14 protein-coding genes and 1 pseudogene are annotated in these 19,876 nt (G+C 71.8%); 13 read left to right on the forward strand and 2 right to left on the reverse strand.

The window, feature by feature from the left end; all coding sequences use genetic code 11:
• Positions 1-629: pseudogene (locus tag Cco03nite_RS14845) on the forward strand (hypothetical protein); the annotation flags it as partial.
• Between the two features lie 85 nt (positions 630-714).
• Here Cco03nite_RS14845 and Cco03nite_RS14850 read toward each other — a convergent pair.
• Entirely contained in the window at positions 715-1,287 is a 573-nt protein-coding gene (locus Cco03nite_RS14850) for a DUF3000 domain-containing protein (RefSeq protein WP_203692665.1), read from the reverse strand.
• 104 nt (positions 1,288-1,391) lie between these two features.
• Here Cco03nite_RS14850 and hemE point away from each other — a divergent pair, with 104 nt between their 5' ends.
• The 10 genes from hemE (at position 1,392) to Cco03nite_RS14900 (ending at position 16,241) form a co-directional block, all read left to right on the forward strand.
• Positions 1,392-2,459 carry a uroporphyrinogen decarboxylase gene (hemE, locus tag Cco03nite_RS14855; RefSeq protein ID WP_203692666.1) on the forward strand — a complete coding sequence of 356 codons (1,068 nt, stop codon included), beginning with the start codon at positions 1,392-1,394 and terminating at the stop codon, positions 2,457-2,459.
• Positions 2,460-2,468: 9 nt separating this feature from the next.
• Positions 2,469-3,869 carry a protoporphyrinogen oxidase gene (hemG, locus tag Cco03nite_RS14860; RefSeq protein ID WP_203692667.1) on the forward strand — a complete coding sequence of 467 codons (1,401 nt, stop codon included), beginning with the start codon at positions 2,469-2,471 and terminating at the stop codon, positions 3,867-3,869.
• Positions 3,866-4,567 (forward strand): hydrogen peroxide-dependent heme synthase, encoded by a 702-nt coding sequence (gene hemQ / locus Cco03nite_RS14865; RefSeq protein ID WP_203692668.1) that lies wholly within the window; start codon positions 3,866-3,868, stop codon positions 4,565-4,567. Before hemG ends, hemQ begins: the two co-directional genes overlap by 4 nt.
• A gap of 99 nt (positions 4,568-4,666) precedes the next feature.
• On the forward strand, positions 4,667-5,686 hold the full coding sequence (locus Cco03nite_RS14870) for a LacI family DNA-binding transcriptional regulator (protein ID WP_203692669.1): 1,020 nt from the start codon (positions 4,667-4,669) through the stop codon (positions 5,684-5,686).
• A gap of 726 nt (positions 5,687-6,412) precedes the next feature.
• On the forward strand, positions 6,413-7,792 hold the full coding sequence (locus Cco03nite_RS14875; protein ID WP_203692670.1) for an ABC transporter substrate-binding protein: 1,380 nt from the start codon (positions 6,413-6,415) through the stop codon (positions 7,790-7,792).
• An 83-nt stretch (positions 7,793-7,875) separates the two neighbouring features.
• Positions 7,876-8,829, forward strand: a complete 954-nt coding sequence (locus tag Cco03nite_RS14880; RefSeq protein WP_203692671.1) for a carbohydrate ABC transporter permease — start codon at positions 7,876-7,878, stop codon at positions 8,827-8,829.
• Between the two features lie 11 nt (positions 8,830-8,840).
• Positions 8,841-9,728, forward strand: coding sequence for a carbohydrate ABC transporter permease (locus tag Cco03nite_RS14885; RefSeq protein ID WP_203692672.1), 888 nt, complete (start codon positions 8,841-8,843; stop codon positions 9,726-9,728).
• Positions 9,729-9,809: 81 nt separating this feature from the next.
• Positions 9,810-11,459 carry a glycoside hydrolase family 13 protein gene (locus tag Cco03nite_RS14890; protein WP_239167380.1) on the forward strand — a complete coding sequence of 550 codons (1,650 nt, stop codon included), beginning with the start codon at positions 9,810-9,812 and terminating at the stop codon, positions 11,457-11,459.
• A gap of 132 nt (positions 11,460-11,591) precedes the next feature.
• Entirely contained in the window at positions 11,592-15,044 is a 3,453-nt protein-coding gene (locus tag Cco03nite_RS42375; protein WP_239167381.1) for a galactose-binding domain-containing protein, read from the forward strand.
• A 198-nt stretch (positions 15,045-15,242) separates the two neighbouring features.
• Positions 15,243-16,241 carry a LacI family DNA-binding transcriptional regulator gene (locus Cco03nite_RS14900; protein ID WP_203692673.1) on the forward strand — a complete coding sequence of 333 codons (999 nt, stop codon included), beginning with the start codon at positions 15,243-15,245 and terminating at the stop codon, positions 16,239-16,241.
• 179 nt (positions 16,242-16,420) lie between these two features.
• On the opposite strand, the gene Cco03nite_RS14905 is transcribed toward Cco03nite_RS14900, so the two are convergent.
• Positions 16,421-16,858 carry a GNAT family N-acetyltransferase gene (locus tag Cco03nite_RS14905; protein WP_203692755.1) on the reverse strand — a complete coding sequence of 146 codons (438 nt, stop codon included), beginning with the start codon at positions 16,856-16,858 and terminating at the stop codon, positions 16,421-16,423.
• A gap of 122 nt (positions 16,859-16,980) precedes the next feature.
• On the opposite strand from Cco03nite_RS14905, the gene Cco03nite_RS14910 reads away from it, so the two are divergent.
• Positions 16,981-17,697 carry an ATP-binding cassette domain-containing protein gene (locus Cco03nite_RS14910; protein WP_203692674.1) on the forward strand — a complete coding sequence of 239 codons (717 nt, stop codon included), beginning with the start codon at positions 16,981-16,983 and terminating at the stop codon, positions 17,695-17,697.
• Positions 17,694-19,841 carry a YhgE/Pip domain-containing protein gene (locus Cco03nite_RS14915; RefSeq protein WP_239167382.1) on the forward strand — a complete coding sequence of 716 codons (2,148 nt, stop codon included), beginning with the start codon at positions 17,694-17,696 and terminating at the stop codon, positions 19,839-19,841. Before Cco03nite_RS14910 ends, Cco03nite_RS14915 begins: the two co-directional genes overlap by 4 nt.
• The last annotated feature ends 35 nt before the right edge of the window (positions 19,842-19,876 follow it).

The raw sequence follows: 19,876 nt of genomic DNA on the forward strand, positions 1-19,876 counted from the left end.
AGCCGGCCGCCGCCTACCCGGCGACCGCGCCGCAGCCCGTCGCCGCCTACCCGGCCGCGACCCCGCAGCCGGCCGCCGCGTACCCGGCCACCGCGCCGCAGCCGGTCGCCGCCGGTTACCCCGCCGCGACCCCGCAGCCCGCCGGCTACCCGGCCGGTTACGCCCCGATCCCGGCGCAGCCGGAGGGCTACCCGGTGTCGGCCGTGCCGGTGTCGGCGTACCCGACCTCGGGCTACGGCTACCCGGCCGCCGCCCCGGCGCCGGTCAAGAAGTCCAAGGCGCCCCTGGTGCTGGGCATCGCCACCGGCCTGCTGGTGCTGGCCACCGGCGTGATGACGACGCTGTTCGTGCTCAAGTCCGGCGAGCTCGCCGACACCAAGACCACGCTGACCCAGCAGGTCGAGGAGCGCGACAAGTCCATCAAGTCCAAGGACAGCGAGATCGCCTCGGGCAAGTCGCAGCTGGAGACCACCAAGGACGAGCTGGCGAAGTCCAAGCAGGACCTCGAGGGCGTGCAGAACGAGAACAAGGCGATGGTGGTCTGCCTCGACAAGCTCGACGCGTTCTTCAGCGCGCCGTCCGAGGCCCGGGCGAAGGCCCTGGACAAGGCCTGCAAGGCCTACCTCTGACGGGACGGTGCGGGTGCGGCGCGTACGCGCGTGAACCGCTGACAGGGGCGGCCGGTGTTCCGGCCGCCCTTCGTCGTCGACGGGGTCAGCGCTGCTCGGCGCGGCGCAGCGGCAGCGCGGACACCCCGACCGGCGGCAGGCCCGCGGTCGAGGCGAGCAGCGCGCACCAGGCCGCCACGTGGCCCTCCAGGTTCAGGTCCAGCGGGGTCCAGGAGGCGCGCAGCTCCAGGTCCGTGGTGGGCGGGCCGTCGGCGGCCAGCGCGCCGAAGCGGCTGGAGATGGTCTGCGTCACCGTGCCGCCGATCGCGGCGTATCCGGAGCTGTGCGCGTCGAGCGCGTCCACCAGCCAGCTCCAGCCCACCTGGGGCAGCAGCGGGTCGGTGGCCAGCTCGGGCTCGAGTTCCGCGGTGACGTACGTGACGAGCCGGGTGTCGCCCTCCCACGCCTCGTGCCCCGCCGGGTCGTGCAGCAGGATGAGCCGCCCGGTGGTGACCTCCTCGCCACGGCGCAGCACGGTCGCGCCGAGGGCGAAGGCGTGCGGGGCGAGCCGGCTCGGAGCCGGCACCTCCTCCAGCGCTATCTCGCTCCGGGGGTGGGCGGCACGCAGCGCGGTGACGGCGCGCGTGAACGTCTCGGGGAGTGCCGTCGTGAGCGCCATAGCCGTACCCTAGGGGGCTTCGGGACCGTTGTCGTGGTTCGGCGCGCCGATACGGCTCACATCCGCGCCACCCGTTCGGAGATCGTTATCTGGCCGGTGGCACGATGGCCGTGATGAGCAGTGCAACTGACACCAGTCCCGCGGACCGCACGGCGGGCTCCGCATTCGTCCGGGCGTGCCGCGGTCAGTCCGTGCCGCATACGCCGGTGTGGTTCATGCGGCAGGCGGGGCGCTCCCTGCCGGAGTACCGCTCGCTGCGGGCCGGGGTCCGCATGCTGGAGTCCTGCCGGCAGCCCGACCTGGTCACCGAGATCACCCTGCAGCCGGTACGCCGCCACGGCGTGGACGCCGCCATCTTCTTCAGCGACATCATGGTGCCGCTCGACGCGGCCGGGGTCGAGCTGGACATCGTGGCCGGCACCGGCCCGGTCGTCGCCGAGCCGGTCCGCACGCTCGCCGACCTGGACCGGGTGCGCCCGCTCGACCCGGCCGCCGTGTCCTACGTGGACGAGGCGGTCCGGATGCTCACGGCGGAGCTGCTCGACAAGCCGCTGATCGGCTTCGCGGGCGCGCCGTTCACGCTCGCCAGCTACCTGGTCGAGGGCGGCCCGTCGCGCAACCACACCCAGACCAAGGCCCTGATGTACGGCGACCCGCAGCTCTGGCACGCGCTGCTGGACCGGCTGGCCGACATCACGCTGACCTTCCTCCAGGTGCAGATCGGCGCGGGCGTCAGCGCCGTGCAGCTGTTCGACTCGTGGGTCGGCGCGCTGTCCGAAGCGGACTACCGCCAGTACGTGCTGCCGCACTCGCGCAAGGTGCTGGACGGGCTGGCCGACGCCGGGCTGCCGCGCATCCACTTCGGCGTCGGCACCGGCCTGCTGCTGCCCGCGATGGCGCAGGCGGGCGCGGACGTGGTCGGCGTCGACTGGCGCACCCCGCTCGACCAGGCCGCCAAGCAGGTGCCGGGGCATCCCGTGCAGGGCAACCTCGACCCGGCGGTGCTGTTCGCGCCATGGGAGGTCGTCGAGCGCGAGGTGCGGCGGGTGCTGGCCGAGGGCCGCGCGGCCCCCGGGCACGTGTTCAACCTCGGGCACGGCGTGCTTCCCGAGACCGACCCCACCGTGCTCACCCGCGTAGTGGAGCTGGTGCACACGCTCAGCGCGCGGTGACGGGCCGGCATGAGTAGGCATACGGTCGTCGTCGGCGGTGGGGTCGCGGGGCTCGCGGCGGCGCTGCGGCTGTCCGGGGCGGGGCACCGGGTCACCGTGGTGGAGCAGTCCGCGCGGCTGGGCGGGCGGATCAGCACCCGCCCCGACGGCGTGGACACCGGGGCCGAGCAGTTCCTGATGCGCGACCAGGCCGGCGGCCCGAGCGGCGCGAAGCGGCTCGTCGACGAGCTGGGCCTGGGGGACCGGCTGGTCCACCCGGCGGTCTCCCGGGCCGGGCTGTGGCTGGGCGGCGAGCTGCGGCCGCTGCCCGGCGGCACCGTCATGGGTGTGCCGGGCCCGCAGGCCGCGCTCGACGGCATCGCCCGCCTCGACGACCACGACGCGGACCGCGGTGTCCCGGTGCTGCCCGCGGGCGAGGACCGCTCGGTCGGCGCGCTGGTGCGCGAGCGGCTCGGCGGCGAGATCGTCACGCACCTGGTCGACCCCCTGCTCGGCGGCGTGTACGCGGGCAGCGCCGACGGCCTCTCGCTGGCGGCCACGGTGCCCGCGCTGCACCGGCTGCTCGGCACGGAGCACACGCTGCGCGGCGCGGTGGCGCTGACCGCGGCCGCGAGCCGGGCGCACCAGCCGGGCAGCCCCGTCTTCGGCACCTTGCGCGGCGGCCTGGGCGGCCTCGTCGACGCCGCCGCCGCGGAACTGGCCCGCCGCGGCGTCGACGTGCTGACCGGCGTGCCGGTGCGGATGCTGGCCCGGCACGGGGACGGCTGGACGCTGTCGGTCGGTGCGGCGGCCCCCGACGCCCCGGACAGCGTGCGCGCTCGGCAGATCGAGTGCGACGCGGTGGTGCTGGCCGTCCCGGCCCGTCCCGCGTCGCGGCTGCTGCGCGACGTGTCGCCGGACGCCGCCGCGCTGGTCGGCGTGCTCGACTACGCCAGCGTCGGGCTGGTGACGCTGGCGCTGGCGGGCGTCGAGCTGCCGCCGCTGACCGGCTTCCTGGTCCCCGCCGACCAGGGCCTGACCATCAAGGCGGCCACCTTCTTCAGCACCAAGTGGGCGCACCACGCCCGCCCGGACGGCCGGGTGCTGCTGCGCGCGAGCGTCGGCCGGTACGGCGAGCAGGCGGTGCTCCAGCGCCCGGACGCGGAGCTGGTGCGGGCGGTGCTCGCCGATCTGGGCACGGTGCTCGGCACGGCGCTGCCCGCGCCTGTCGCGGCGGAGGTGACCCGCTGGGGCGGCGGGCTGCCGCAGTACGCCCCGGGGCACGTCGACCGGGTCGGGCAGGCCCGGACGCTGCTGGCCGGCCTGCCGCTGGCGCTGGCCGGCGCGGCCTTCGACGGGGTCGGCATCCCCGCCTGCGTCGCCTCCGCGGAGCAGGCCGCCGACCGGATTCTGGAAGGATCGAGGACATGACCGAACAGACCAACGCGGCCCGGCTACGGGAGCTGAACGACACCATCCGGTACACGATGTGGTCGGTGTTCCGGGTCAAGGGCCCGCTGCCCTCGATCCGGTCGGAGGTGTCCGGTGAGGTCGACGCGCTGTTCCACCAGCTCGCCGAGAAGGACGTCACCGTGCGCGGCGTCTACGACGTGGCGGGCCTGCGCGCCGACGCGGACGTGATGATCTGGTGGCACTCCGGCTCCTCCGACGCGCTGCAGGACGCGTACGGCCTGTTCCGGCGGACCGCGCTGGGCAAGTGCCTGACCCCGGTCTGGTCGCAGGCGGCGCTGCACCGCCCGGCCGAGTTCAACAAGAGCCACATCCCGGCGTTCCTGGCCGGCGAGGAGGCCCGCGCGTACGTCTGCGTGTACCCGTTCGTGCGGTCGTACGAGTGGTACCTGCTGCCGGACGAGGAGCGCCGGGAGATGCTGGCCGAGCACGGCAAGATGGCGCGCGGCTACCCGGACGTGCGGGCGAACACGGTGGCCTCGTTCGCGCTGGGCGACTACGAGTGGATGCTGGCGTTCGAGGCGGACGAGCTGCACCGGATCGTGGACCTGATGCGCGACCTGCGCGCCTCGTCGGCCCGCCGGCACGTGCGCGAGGAGGTCCCGTTCTACACGGGCCGCCGCCGCTCCGTGGAGGAGATCGTCGCCGCCCTGCCGTAGGGGAGCGCTCCCGGCTCCAGCAGGGCCGGAGAAGGTTTTGCAAACTGTAGGGCAACCCGTGCAACTGATTTGCACGATCGTGCCCTACACTTGCGTACCATGACGCGCAGACTCGCCGAAGTGGCGAAGTACGTGGGAGTGAGCACGGCCACCGTGAGCAGGGTGCTCAACGGTCGCCCCGGCATCTCCGAGGCCACCCGTACGGCCGTGCTCACCGCGCTGGACGTGCTCGGCTACGAGCGCCCCACCAAGCTGCGCGGCGAACGGGCCCGGCTGGTCGGCCTGGTGCTGCCGGAACTCCAGAACCCGATCTTCCCGGCGTTCGCCGAGGTGGTGGCCGGCGCCCTGGCCAAGCGCGGGTTCACCCCCGTGCTGTGCACCCGCACCGCCGACGGCGTCGCCGAGTCCGACTACGTGGACATGCTGCTGGAGCAGCAGGTGTCCGGCGTGATCTTCGCGGGCGGCAACTACGCCCAGGCCGACGCCGACCACGAGCACTACCGCCGGCTGCTCGACCGCGGGCTGCCCGCGATACTGGTCAACGCGGGCATCGACGACCTGGGCTTCCCCCGGGTGTCGGCCGACGACGCGGTGGCCACCGAGCAGGCGTACAACCACCTGGTGTCGCTGGGCCACGACCGGATCGGCCTCATCCTGGGCCCGCCCGACCACATGCCGTCCTCGCGCAAGCGCCAGGCCTTCCCCGGGGCCGACGACATGGTCGAGCGCACCATCTTCTCGATGGAGGGCGGCCACGCCGCGGCGGCGCGGCTGATCGCGCGGGGCGTCACCGGCCTGATCTGCGCCTCCGACGTGCTGGCGCTCGGCGCGGTGCGCGGCGTACGCCGGCTGGGCCTGTCCGTGCCCGGTGACGTGTCCCTGGTCGGGTACGACGACTCGGCCGTGATGACCTGCACCGACCCGCCGCTGACCACGGTGCGCCAGCCGATCGAGGCGATGGGCCAGGCCGCGGTGGCGCTGCTGGTCAGCGAGATCGCCGGCAACGTCGTCCCCGCAGACGAGCTCCTGTTCGAGACCGAACTCGTGGTACGCGGCTCCACCGCCGCCGTCCCCGCCAACGCCCGCCTCGTCCCCGCCCAGTCCCGCCCCACCGACTGACTCTCCTTCCCCGAACGGCTCCGCGCACCCGTGCAAACGGCGTGCACGGAGCCGTTCGTGTTTCCGCCCCGCCCCGCCGCGCGCCCGCCCGCCCGCGGCTAGCGCCGTCGCCCGCTCAAGATCGCCCGACTTGCCAGGCAGATGGGCGAATCCGCGGTCAAGATACGCACAGGTGCCAGGCAAGTCGAGCGATCTTGGGTGGCTGGGCCGGTGGGTGTGGGTGGCCGGCCGTCTCGGGCGCGGTTCCGGGCGACGAAACGTTGCGTAAACGTGACCGCGGTCGGCCGTGGTCGATGTCCCGCGCCTGCCGACGCATCGTGCGGCATGCCCGGCCGCGCCGATCAGCCGACCCGCTGCCAATTTTGCAGGGCTGAGCTGCATGTTTCCTATCCAGCTCTGATCATCGCGCACAAGCGAGCGCAAAGACGTGACCGTATGCAAACCAGATTGCGAAACGGTATCGACACATGTCCTGTGAACCAAGCCACAGGCATTCCTTGCAGCGCAGACGTTGGCCCGCCTGCGACAGCGTTACGTCAAAAAATTGCGTAACTATCTCGACACCTTGCGGACATGAGTCGCCAACGCTACAGTGACTTCACCTAAGCCTGACCTTGGAAAATGCGAGGCAGGTCACACGGAAGTCAGCGCACAACAAGACGCCGCCGCGGCGACCCGTCCTCGCGGCTCCGTAGATCAAGAACTGTTTCCCGAAGGGATGGACAGATGTCCGTACCGCACTTCCGGAAGGTCGCGGCGGTCGCGCTCGCGACCGGCCTGGGACTGGGCCTCGCGGCCTGCTCCACCAAGAGCGACGACTCCACGGATGCTGCCGGCAAGACCATCATCACGGTCGACTGCCAGCCGGTCGGCGCGCAGAAGAACCTGCTGCAGGCGTGGAACGACGACGTCAAGGCGTTCGAGGCGGCCAACCCCACCATCAAGATCAAGAGTGTTTCGGTCGGCACCCAGTGCGCCAACCCGCCGGACTTCACCGCCCGCCTGCAGGGCGGCTCGATGACCGACGTGTTCTACGGCTACATGACCGACGTGCAGCAGGTCATCGACTCCGGCCAGGCGATGGACATCACCGCGTTCGCCACCAAGGAGAACCTCCCGACCTGGGACGACGTGCTCGGCGACGCCAAGAACACGTTCACCCGCGACGGCAAGGTCTGGGGCATCCCGACCAAGAACTACTCGATGGGCCTGGTCTACAACAAGACCCTGTTCACCAAGGCCGGTCTGGACCCGAAGAGCCCGCCGAAGACCTGGGCCGAGGTGCGCGAAGCCGCCAAGAAGATCTCGGCGCTCGGTGACGGCATCGCCGGCTTCGGCGAGTACAGCTCCGGCAACACCGGCGGCTGGCACTTCACCGCCGAGCTGTACTCGCAGGGCGGCGCCCTGGTGACGGCCGACGGCAAGAAGGCCGACTTCAACAACGACATGGGCAAGAAGGTTCTGCAGAACCTCAAGGACATGCGGTACGGCGACAACAGCATGGGCGCCCGCCAGCTGCTCGGCTGGGGCGACCTGCTGACCATCGCGGGCGCGGGCAAGGTCGGCATGTTCGTCGGCGCGCCCGACGCGACCACCGCGATCGTCACCCAGTTCCAGGGCAAGTACGAGGACTGGGCGATGGGCCCGATGCCGGGCCAGGACGGCGCCGCCAAGGGCACCCTGGGTGGCGGTGAGGGCTACTTCTTCAAGAAGGGCCTGACCGACGACCAGGTCAAGGCCGGTCTGAAGTGGCTCGCCTTCGAGAAGCTCACCCCGGGCAAGGGCCAGTTCGACTACGCCCGCGCCAAGGCCCAGGGCGAGCAGGTCGGTCTGCCGCAGCCGCAGCTGTTCACCCCGGCCAGCGCGTCGCAGAAGTCCGAGTTCGACCTGCGCAAGGCGAACGGCAACATCGCGCCGGACGACTTCGCCGCCTTCGAGAACAACCCGGTGGCGATCAAGTTCGAGCCGGCCAACGCGCAGGGCATCTACGCGATCCTCGACGGTGCCATGTCGGCGATCCTGACGAACCCGAACGCGAGCGTCGACGCCGAGCTCAAGAAGGCCGAGGACAAGGTCAACCAGCTCCTCGCTCAGGCCGCCAAGTGATCCAGGGACGGGGAGCCGGGCACCACGCCGGCTCCCCGTCCTCGCGCGGACCTGATCCCGCACCTTCCCTCAGGAGTGATGACATGGCGATCGCCACCGTTCCTGGCGCCGGCATCGACGTCGGCAGCCCAGCGCCAGCACCCGTCGATGCGCGGCGCGCCCGGCGCAACCGCCGGCTCAAGGACAACCTGACCGGCTACGCGTTCCTGATCGGCGCGGTCGTCTGCTTCGCGTTCTTCTCCTGGTACCCGATGATCCGCGGCGTGGTGATGAGCTTCCAGCGCACCCGCGCGGGCGAGACCACCTGGGTCGGCTGGGACAACTACGAGCGGATCATCAACGACCCGAGCTTCTGGACGGCCTGGCAGAACACCCTGTACTTCACGGTGCTCGCCCTGGTCGCCGGCTACGCGGTCCCCTTCTTCCTGGCGGTGCTGCTCAACGAGTTCCGGCACGCCAAGGGTTACCTGCGCATCCTGGTCTACCTGCCGGTGATGCTGCCCCCGGCCTCGGCCCTGTTCCTGTTCAAGTACCTCGCCTACGACCCCAGCGACGCGGGCCTGTTCAACTCGATCCTCAAGGGGCTCGGGCTGCCGACCTCGCAGTGGATGCAGTCGACGGACATGACGATGCCCGCCATGGTGCTCGCCTCGACCTGGATGAACATGGGCGGCGCGGTGCTGATCTACCTGGCCGCGCTGCAGAACATCCCGGGCGAGCTGTACGAGGCCGCCGAGCTCGACGGCGCCGGCCTGTGGCGGCGCATCACCAACGTGACCATCCCGCAGACCAGGCTGATCCTGTCGCTGATGGCCATGCTCCAGGTCGTCGCGACCATGCAGCTGTTCATCGAGCCGCTGATCCTGGCCAACGGCGCGGGCTCGGAGGACTCGGCCACCTCGGTCGTGTACCTCATCTACCAGCACGGCTTCTTCCAGAACGACCTCAACGGCGCGGCGGCGCTCGGCGTGATCATGCTCGTGGCGCTGATCGGCTTCTCCGCCGTCTACGCCCGACTGAACGCGCAACAGGACTAGGGGAACGAGTCATGGCGCAGCAATCCGAGACGCGGTCACTGGTCTCCTTCGCGCAGCTCCAGCGGGGCCGCGGCAAGGTGATCTACTGGACCCTCCTCACCGTCGTGCTCATCCTGTTCACGCTCGTGTTCATCGGGCCGCTGTACTGGATGGTCACCGGCGCGCTGAAGTCCAGCCCCGAGCTGGCGCAGACCCCGCCGACACTGTGGCCGGCGGATCCGCAGCCGGAGAACTACTCCGAGGCGTGGAACCGGCTGGACCTGGCAAAGCTGCTGTTCAACACCTTCTACTACGCGATCGGCGCGCTGGTGTTCCAGCTCGTGCTGGACACCGCGGCGGCGTACGCGCTGTCGAAGCTGCGGCCGAAGCTGGGCAACCTCATCCTCGGCCTGATGCTGGCGACGCTGATGATCCCGGCGATGGTGCTGATCATCCCGCAATACGTGACGGTGATCGACCTGCCGATCCTGAACATCAGCCTGATCGACTCCCCGTTCTCGATCTGGCTGCCGGCGGTGGCCAACGCGTTCAACATCTTCCTGCTGAAGCGGTTCTTCGACTCCATCCCCGAGGACCTGATGTCCGCGGCGACGATGGACGGCGCGGGGCCGATGCGCACACTCTGGTCGATCGTGCTGCCGATCTCCCGGCCCATCCTCGGCGTGGTCTCCATCTTCGCGGTGACCGCGGTGTGGAAGGACTTCCTCTGGCCGAAGCTGGTCATGCCCTCGCCGGAGACCCGCACCATCAGCGTCGGCATCTACGCCTTCTCCGGCGGCACGCCGCAGAACGTGGTCGTCGCCGCGGCCGTCATCGCCGCGATCCCGACCATCGTGTTCTTCCTGATCTTCCAGCGCAGCATCATGTCCGGCCTGACCGCCGGCGGTCTCAAGGAGTAGCCGGCCGCGGGCCCGCAGCGCGGGCCCGCCCGCCGTGCCCCACCGTCCAGTTCGTGTTCCGTAACAGGAAGCAGGTATCTCGTGGTTGACATCGGAGCCCCCGCGCCGCAGGGGGTGCGCTCGGCGACCGACGCCTGGTGGCGCGATGCCGCCATCTACCAGGTGTACGTCCGCAGCTTCGCCGACGGCAACGGCGACGGCGTCGGCGACCTGGCCGGTGTCCGGGCGCATCTGCCGTACCTGAGGGACCTGGGCATCGACGCCATCTGGTTCAACCCCTTCTACGTCTCGCCCCAGGCGGACGGCGGGTACGACGTCAGCGACTACCGCAACATCGACCCGATCTTCGGCGACCTGGCCGAGTGCGAGGAGATGATCCGCGAGGCGCACGCGCTGGGCATCCGCGTCATCGTCGACGTGGTCCCCAACCACTGCTCGGACCAGCACCCCTGGTTCCAGGCGGCGCTGGCGGCGGGCCCCGGCTCGCCCGAGCGGGAGCTGTTCTGGTTCCGCCCCGGCAAGGGCGAGCACGGCGAGCTGCCGCCGACCGACTGGACCTCGAACTTCGGCGGCGGCACCTGGACCCGGGTCGCCGACGGCGAGTGGTACCTGCACCTGTTCGACGGCGCGCAGCCCGACTGGAACTGGGACCACCCGGCGGTGCGCGAGGAGCACGAGAACGTGCTGCGCTTCTGGTTCGACCTCGGCGCCGACGGCATCCGCATCGACTCCGCCGGTCTGCTGATCAAGGACCCGAACCTGCCCGAGGTCGGCACCACCGAGCGGCACCCGTTCGAGGACCTCGACGAGGTGCACGACGTGTACCGGGCCTGGCGGCGCATCGCCGACGAGTACGGCGGCCGCGCGCTGATCGGCGAGGTGTGGATGCCCGACGTGCAGCGCTTCACCAACTACCTGCGCCCGGACGAGATGCACACCGCGTTCAACATGAACTTCCTGTGCTCGGCCTGGGACGCGACGCTGCTGCGCGACGTCATCGACGACACGCTGCGCTCGCACGCGCCCGTCGACGCGCCCGCCACCTGGGTGCTGTCCAACCACGACGTCACCCGCCACGTCAGCCGGTACGGCCGCGCCGACACCTCGTTCAGCTTCAAGGGGCGCACCCACGACACCCCGGTGGACCTGGAGCTGGGCACCCGCCGGGCGCGCGCCGCGATCATGCTGGCGCTGGCGCTGCCCGGTTCGGCGTACCTGTACCAGGGCGAGGAGCTGGGCCTGTGGGAGGTCGAGGACATCCCGGCCGAGCTGATGCAGGACCCGATGTGGCACCGCACCGCCGGCGTCGACCCGGGCCGTGACGGCTGCCGGGTGCCGCTGCCCTGGTCGGGTGCGCAGGCGCCGTTCGGGTTCAGCCCCGACGGCGCGACGGCCAAGCCGTGGCTGCCCCAGCCGGCGGCGTGGAAGGCGTACACCGCCGAGGCGCAGACCGGTGACCCGGGCTCGATGCTGGAGCTGTACCGCCGCTGCCTGAGCCTGCGCCACAGCGAGCCCGCGCTCGGCGACGGCCCGATGTCGTGGCTCGACAGCTCCGCCCAGGTGCTGTCGTTCCGCCGTCCCGCCCCGGACGGCCTCGACCTGATCTGCGTGGTCAACCTCGCCGACCACGCCGTGGACCTGCCCGCGTACGCGCAGGTGCTCGTCGCCAGCGGCCCGCTGGACGGCAACCGCCTGCCCGCCGACACCGCGGTCTGGATCCGCCCCGCCTGACCGAGATCCGCCCAGCGGGTTCGAAAGGAGCCCGACGCTCAGCATCGCCAAGGCCGCGGCGGCGCGGTCCCCCCACCGCGCCGCCCCCTCCGCTCCGGTCACCCCGTCCCACACCGGAAGGCATCACAGGCAATGAACGAGCACAGCAGCCCTCCCACACGCCTGACGAGCCCGGCCTCGCGCCGGCGCGGGCTGGCCGCCGCGGCGGCCGGCGCCATGCTGGCCGGCGTCGCGCTGGTGGCGGTCACCGCCGCCGGCGCCCTCATCCCGTCCGCGGCGCAGGCCGCCCTGTCGCCGCTGGCCGTGCCCGGCCGGGGCGCGACCGTCGCGTTCACCGAGTTCGAGGCCGAGGAGCAGCCGACCAACGGCACGATCCTGGCGCACACCCGCTACTACGGCCAGCTCGCCTCGGAGGCCTCGGGCCGCCAGGCGGTCACCCTGGACGCGGTGGGGGAGTACGTCGAGTTCACCCTCACCAAGCCCGCCGACTCGATCAACTTCCGGTACAGCCTGCCGGACAACGCCGCGGGCACCGGCCGCGACGCCACCATCGACCTGCGGGTCAACGGGAACTTCCTGAAGAGCGTCCCGGTGACCTCGAAGTACGGCTGGTTCTACGGCGGTTACCCGTTCAACAACAACCCGGGTGACACCAACCCGCACCACTTCTACGACGAGCAGCGCAGCCTGCTCGGCGGCACGTACCCGATCGGCACGAAGATCCGGCTGCAGGTGAACTCGACCGCGCAGTCGCCGAGCTTCACCATCGACCTGGCCGACTTCGAGCAGGTCGGCGGCCCGAAGAGCAAGCCCGCCAACGCGATCGACGTGGTGGCCGACTTCGGCGCCGACCCCACCGGCGGCACCGCCGACAACACGGCGAAGTTCCAGGCCGCCGTGGACGCGGGCAGGGCGCAGGGCCGGGTCGTCTGGATCCCCGCGGGCACGTACACCGTCTGGGACCACATCGTGGTCGACGGGGTGACCCTGCAGGGCGCGGGCATGTGGCACAGCGTGCTCACCGGCCGCCACCCCACCAACCGCAACCGCGCGGTCGGCGTCTACGGCAAGTACGTCGCCGGCGGCGGCTACGGCGGCGAGATCCGCGCCCACGAGGCGGGCGGCCCGAGCCGCAACGTCACCCTCAAGGACTTCGCGATCATCGGCGACGTCCGCGAGCGGGTGGACAACGACCAGGTCAACGCCATGGGCGGGGCCATGACCAACTCGGTGGTCGACAGCGTGTGGATGCAGCACACGAAGGTCGGCGCCTGGATGGACGGCCCGATGGACAACTTCACCATCAAGAACAGCGTGATCCTGGACCAGACCGCCGACGGCGTGAACTTCCACACCGGCGTCACCAACTCGACGGTCACCAACACGTTCGTGCGCAACACCGGTGACGACGGCCTGGCCATGTGGCCCGAGCGCATCCCGAACGTCAACAACACGTTCTCGTTCAACACGGTCGGCGTGACGATCCTGGCGAACAACATCGTGTCGTACGGCGGCCGCGACATAAAGATCACCGACAACGTGGTCGCGGACACCATCACCAACGGCGGCGGCATCCACATCGGCAACCGCTACCCGGGGGTCAACTCGGGCCAGGGCACGGCCGTGGCGGGCACCTTCACCGTCGCCCGCAACACCCTGATCCGCACCGGCAACTCCGACTACAACTGGAACTTCGGCGTCGGCGCGATCTGGTTCTCCGGCCTCAACGAGCCGATCAACGGCGCGACCATCAACATCACCGACACCGACATCCTGGACAGCTCGTACGCGGCGCTGCACTGGATCGAGGGCGGGGCGACCGGCATCCACTTCAAGAACGTGCGCATCATCGGCGCGGGCACGTACGCGCTGCAGGTGCAGTCGCAGGGTCAGGCCACGTTCGAGAACGTGACCGCCTCCGGCATCGCGCAGAGCAACCCGATCCACAACTGCGTGGGCCCGTCGTTCCAGATCACCCAGGTGGGCACGAATTCCGGCTGGTACGCCAACCCGCCGGCCTGCACCGGCATCTGGCCGACCCCGGTCTGGACCGGCGGCCCGACCACCCCGCCGAGCAACAGCCCGCCGCCGCCCAGCTCGCCCCCGCCGCCCTCGGCGCAGCTGAGCCTGAGCACGTCGAACCTGGTCTTCGGCACGCAGAACGTGGGCACCACCAGCTCCGCGCAGACGGTCACGGTGAGCAACCCGGGTTCGGTCGCGGTCAGCCTGAGCGGCGTCGCCGTCAGCGGTGACTTCGCCCGGACCACGAACTGCGGCTCGTCGCTGGCCCCCGGCGCGAGCTGCACCGCCTCGGTGACGTTCACGCCGACCGCGACCGGCACCCGCAACGGGCAGCTTTCCGTGGGCAGCAACGCGCAGGGCAACCCGCACGTGGTGAACCTGACCGGCTCGGGCTTCAACCCCAACGGCAACCTGGCCGCGGGCCGCCCGACCACGCAGACCAGCCAGACCCAGTCGTACGGGTCGGGCAACGCGGTCGACGGCGACGTGAACACGTACTGGGAGAGCAGCAACAACGCCTTCCCGCAGTCGATCACCGTGGACCTGGGCGCGAGCGCGACCGTCAACCAGGTGGTGCTGAAGCTGCCCCCGTCGTGGGGCACCCGGACGGAGACCCTGCAGGTGCTGGGCTCGACGGACGGCTCGAACTTCAGCAGCCTGGCGGGTTCGGCCGGCTACACGTTCAACCCGGCCACCGGCAACAGCGCGACGATCAACTTCACCGCCGGGGCACGCCGGTACGTCCGGGTGACGGTCACCGGCAACACCGGCTGGCCGGCCGCGCAGTTCAGCGAGTTCGAGGTGTACGGCAACGGCACCCCGCCCCCGCAGACCCCGGCCGTCGGCCTGTCCGCGTCGAGCCTGTCGTTCGCGAACCAGACCGTCGGCAGCAGCAGCGGCGCGCAGTCGGTGACGGTGACCAACACCGGCACGGCCTCGGCGACGCTGGGCGCGGTCACCGTGACCGGCGACTACGCCCGCACCACCACCTGCGGTTCCTCGCTGGCGGCGGGCGCGTCGTGCACCATCTCGGTGACGTTCACGCCGACCGCGTCCGGGGCCCGCTCCGGCACGGTCAGCTTCACCAGCAACGCGCCCGGCAGCCCGCACACCGTCAACCTGTCCGGCAACGGCGTCACCGCGAACACCAACCTGGCGCTCAACCGCCCGGTGACCGAGAGCGGGCACGCCGACGTGTACGGCGCGGGCAACGCGGTCGACGGCAACGCCAACACGTACTGGGAGTCGCTGAACAACGCCTGGCCGCAGACCATCACGGTGGACCTCGGCGCGACGACCTCGGTCTCCCGCGTGGTGCTCAAGCTCCCGCCCGCCGCGGCGTGGGCCACCCGCACCCAGACCCTGTCGGTCCTCGGCAGCACCAACAACTCCTCGTACACCACGGTCAAGGCCTCGGCCGGCTACGTCTTCAACCCGTCCTCGGCCAACACCGTGACCATCACCTTCCCGGCGACCAGCCAGCGCTACCTGCGCCTGAGCTTCACCGGCAACACGGGCTGGCCCGCCGGCCAGCTCGCGGAGTACGAGGTCTACGCCTCGTAACCCACCCCGATCCCCGGTGGAGAGGGTGAGCGGCCCTCTCCACCGGTCGAGTGAAAGGAAGGGCACCTTCACATCGCTCCGCGATGTAGAAGGTGCCCTTCTTAACGCCGCCAGGACAGTCGCCGCAGGCCGATGCGTGATCCGGTTTACCGGTTCGCCCGGCAACGGTCACGCAGCCGACCGGTTACAGTGACCGGCGTGACGCGCAGACTCGCCGAAGTGGCGAAGTACGTGGGGGTGAGCGAGGCGACGGTGAGCCGCGTGCTCAACGGCAAGCCCGGCATCTCCGAAGCCACCCGCACCGCCGTGCTGACCGCGCTGGACGTGCTCGGCTACGAGCGGCCCACCAAGCTGCGCGGCGAACGCGCCCGCCTGGTCGGCCTGGTGCTGCCCGAACTCCAGAACCCGATCTTCCCGGCGTTCGCCGAGATCGTGGCCGGGGCGCTGGCGCAGCGGGGCTTCACCCCGGTGCTGTGCACCCGCACCGAGGAGGGCGTGGCCGAGTCGGCGTACGTCGACATCATGATGGAGCAGCAGGTCTCCGGCGTGATCTTCGCCGGCGGGCTCTACGCCCAGGCCGACGCCGAGCACGAGCACTACCACCGGCTGCGCCAGCGCGGCCTGCCCGTGGTGCTGGTGAACGCGGCCATAGACGGACTGGGCTTCCCGGTCGTGGCCGCCGACGACGCGGTCGCGGTCGATCAGGCCTACGGGCACCTGTCCTCCCTCGGCCACACGAAGATCGGGCTGCTGCTCGGGCCGGTCGACCACGTGCCGTCGGCGCGCAAGCTCGCCGCGTTCCGCAAGCGCACCGGGCAGAAGAACCCGCCCGTCGCGCGCACCATCTACTCCATGGAGGCGGCGCAGGCCGCGGCGGTACGGCTGATCAAGGAGGGCGTGACCGGGCTGGTCTGCGCCTCCGACGTGTTCGCGCTGGGCGCGGTGCGCGCGGTGCGCCGGATGGGGCTGCGCGTGCCGGAGGACATCTCCGTGGTCGGATACGACGACTCGCTGTTCATGGCGTGCACGGACCCGCCGCTGACCACGGTGCGCCAGCCCATCGGCGCGATGGGCACGGCCGCGGTGGCCATGCTGGTGTCGCAGGTGGACGGCGGCGAGGTCGCCCCGGACGAGTACCTGTTCGACCCCGAGCTGGTCGTACGCGGCTCGACCGCCGTGGTCGCCCCCTCCGCCTGACCCGCCCGCCGCCCAGGCCCCTCGCGTCGCGTGTTGCGAGGGCGTGGTGGACACCATGATCGTTCGACTCGCCTGGCACCTGTGCGTTTCTTGAGGCGCCATTCGCCCGGTTGCCTGGCAATTTCAACGATCATGGGTCGGGCCGTGTCCGGGCCTCGGAGCGGCGCGACCGGCCGGGCTCAGCCTCGGCGCATCGGCACGTGCGGGATGCCGTCCTCCAGGAACTCCGGGCCGCTCACGGCGAAGCCGTACTTGGCGTAGAAGCGCTCCAGGTGCGACTGCGCGTCCAGCACTGCCGGGCGGTCGCCGACCGCGGCCAGCGCGGCCGTGAGCAGCTGCCCGGCCAGGCCGTCGCCGCGTGCCTCGGGGGCGGTCACCACGCGGCCGATGCGGCACACCGGGCCGTCGGGCTCGGCGTCCTCGAGCATGCGCAAGTAGGCCACGGGTCGGCGGTCCACCTCGTACCACAGGTGCCGGGTGCCGGGTTCGGCGTCACGGCCGTCGAGGTCGGGGTAGGGGCAGGACTGCTCGACGACGAACACGTCCACCCGCAGCTTCAGCAGGGCGTAGAGGGTCGCGGCGTCCAGGTCCTGAAAGCTCGCGGTACGGAAGATCATTGGCTCTGCCGAGATCACCTCTGGATCGTAGTCGGTGAGACGGCTCACGCTCACTTCCGCTCTCGTCGCATCGTGAGCCAGTATTTAGACCGACTGGTCAGTTCAAATACTTTGGGGGCGGCGTGGAGGCGGCACTGCTGCGAGCCGAGGGGCTCGGACTGCGTACCCGCCGGGGGTGGGTCTTCCGGGATCTCGACCTCGCCGTCCACCCGGGCGAGCTGGTCGCCCTGACCGGCCCCGCGGGCGGCGGCAGGACCACCGCGCTGCTCGCGCTCGGCGGTCGGTTCCGGACCACGCACGGTGCCCTGACCCGCGGGCGTACGGCGTTCGGCCTGGTCACCGGCGTCAACGAGCCGGAGCCCGCGCTCACCGTCGCCGAGCACGTCGGCGAGCGCCTGCGCCTGCTCGGCCGGGCCCGGCCCTGGCACCGTCGCAGCCGCCACCCCCTGCTCGCCACCGAGTCCGACGCCCTGGTCCGCGACCTGTCCCCGCTCGACCGGCACCGCCTGATGATCAAGCTCGCCCTGCTGGAGGACCCCGACGTGCTGCTCATCGACGACATCGACGTGGGCCTGACCCCCGCCGAGACGCAGACCCTGCTCAGCGAACTCGACGCGACCGGCCGCGCGGTCGTCGCGGTCTGCCGTGACGGCGCGGCCCTGACCGGAGCATCCGCTCGGACCGGCGGTCCCGCCGCGCCCGCAGCCCTGGCCCCCACGGCTGCTCCGCACGGCACCCTGACCAGCACTCCTGCACCGCAGATGTTGGGAAGGGCACCTTCTACATCGCGGAGCGATGTGAAGGTGCCCTTCCTTTCTCAGGTGGGGGTGGGGCGGTGAGTCTGGGCAGGCTGGAGTTGCGGCGGTTCCGGCGGCACCGGATGACGCGGGCCGCGCTGGTGGTGCTGACGCTGGTGCCGCTGCTGTACGGGGCGCTGTACCTGTGGGCGTTCTGGGATCCGTACGGGAACATGCACCGGATTCCGGTGGCGCTGGTGGTCGAGGACCGGACCGCGAGTGATCCGGACGGCGGGCAGGTGCACGCCGGGCGGGACCTGGCCGAGGAGCTGGAGCAGCGGCAGGTCTTCGGGTGGCAGCGGGTGGACGCGGCGCGGGCGGCGGACGGGCTGCGCGACGGGACCTACCAGCTGATGCTGCGCATCCCCGCGGACTTCTCGGCGGCCCTGGTCACCGGGCCGGACCCGGCGGCGACGGCGCGGGCCGGGCAGCTCACCGTGGTCAGCGACGACGGGGTCAACTACATCTCCGGGATGCTGGCCCGCAGCGCGTTCACCGAGATCCGGGCGGCCGCGGCCGAGTCGGCGGCGGCGAGGTACTTCGACGGCATGCTGATCGGCTTCAGCGACGTGAAGTCGGCCCTCGGCGACGCCGCCGACGGCGCGGACGAGCTGGCCGGCGGCGCGACCGACGCCAGTGACGGCGCGGACGCGCTCGCCGACGGCGCGCACGACGCCCGGACGGGGGCGGGCACGCTCGCGGCCGGGCTGGCGCGGGCCGAGTCCGGCTCCCGCGAGCTGGCCGGGGGACTGGCCACCCTGGAGGCGGGCTCGGCGCAGCTCGCCGACGGGGCCGCCCGGGCCGCCGCGGGCGGGGCGAAGCTCGCGTCCACCGTGGACGGGGTCGCCGACCGGGTCGAGCCGGTGCTGCGCGAGCACGCGGACACGATCGAGCAGGGCGCGAACGCCGTCGCGGCGGCCGCCGACACGCTCGCGGCACACCTGGACGCGCTGCCGCAACTCGCCGACCAGGCGGTACGGCGTACCGCCGAGGTCGTCACGGCGCTGGACGCGCTCGCCCAGGCGCACCCCGAACTCGCCGACGACCCGGCCTTCACCGCCGCCCGCCGGGCCGCGTCGGCCGCTGCCGACACCGCGCGGGACCTGGCACACCGGCTCGACAACGCCGGACTGCCGCGGGTCAAGGCGCAGCTGACCGAGGTCGCGAAAGCTGCCCGTGCCGTGGCGCAGGCCGCCCCGCACCTGGCCGACGACGTCGCCGCGGCCCGGCGCAGCGTCGACGAGCTGGCCACCGGCCTGGCCACGCTGTCCACCGGCGCGGACCGGCTGCACGGCGGCATCGCCGACGCCGCCACCGGCGCGAAGTCGCTGCACGGTGGCCTGTACCGGCTGTCCACCGGGGCACGGCAGCTCGACGGGGGCCTGGTCCGGCTCTCCGGCGGCGCGGGCGACCTGGCCGACGGCCTCGCCCGGCTCGACGACGGGGCGCGCAAGCTGGCCGACGGGCTGGCCGACGGGGCGGCGCAGGTGCCCGGCTACGACGCGGACTCCCGCGCGCAGCGGGCCGGGGTGCTGGCCGCGCCGGTGACCCTGGAACGCGACGTGTGGCACGCGGCGGCCGCGTACGGGGCCGGGTTCGCGCCGTACTTCCTGGCGCTGGCGCTGTGGGTGGGCGCGATGCTGACGTACATGCTGCTGCGGCCGGTGACCCGGCGGCACCTGATGACCGGCGCGCCGGCCTGGCGGGTGGCGCTGGCCGGCTGGCGGCCCGCGGTCGCGATCGGCTTCGCCCAGACCACCGTGCTGTACGCCGTGCTGCTCCTCGCGCTCGGCCTGGAGCCCGCGCACCCCTGGGGCATGTACGGCTACCTGCTGGCCACGATGCTCGCCTTCACCGCCGTGCTGCAACTGCTCGGCGCAGCCCTGGGCTCGGCCGGCCGCCTGGTCGCCCTGATCCTGCTGATGCTCCAGCTCACCGGCTCCGGCGGCACCTACCCCGTGGCCACCAGCCCCGGCTTCTTCCAGGCCGTCCACCCGTACCTGCCGATGACGTACGTCGTCGACGGCCTGCGCCGCCTCATCCTCGGCGGCTCCACGACCACCGTCGTCACCGGCACCGCCGTCCTCCTCTCCGTAGCCGCCCTCGCCCTGACCCTCACCACCCTGACCACCGCCCGCGCCCGCCGCCTCACCCCCGACAGACTCCACCCCGCCCTCACCATGTGACCGCCGTCCGGGCGATCATGGAGGCTGCGGTTTCG

This window comes from Catellatospora coxensis, assembly GCF_016862635.1.
Taxonomy (GTDB): Bacteria; Actinomycetota; Actinomycetes; order Mycobacteriales; family Micromonosporaceae; genus Catellatospora; species Catellatospora coxensis.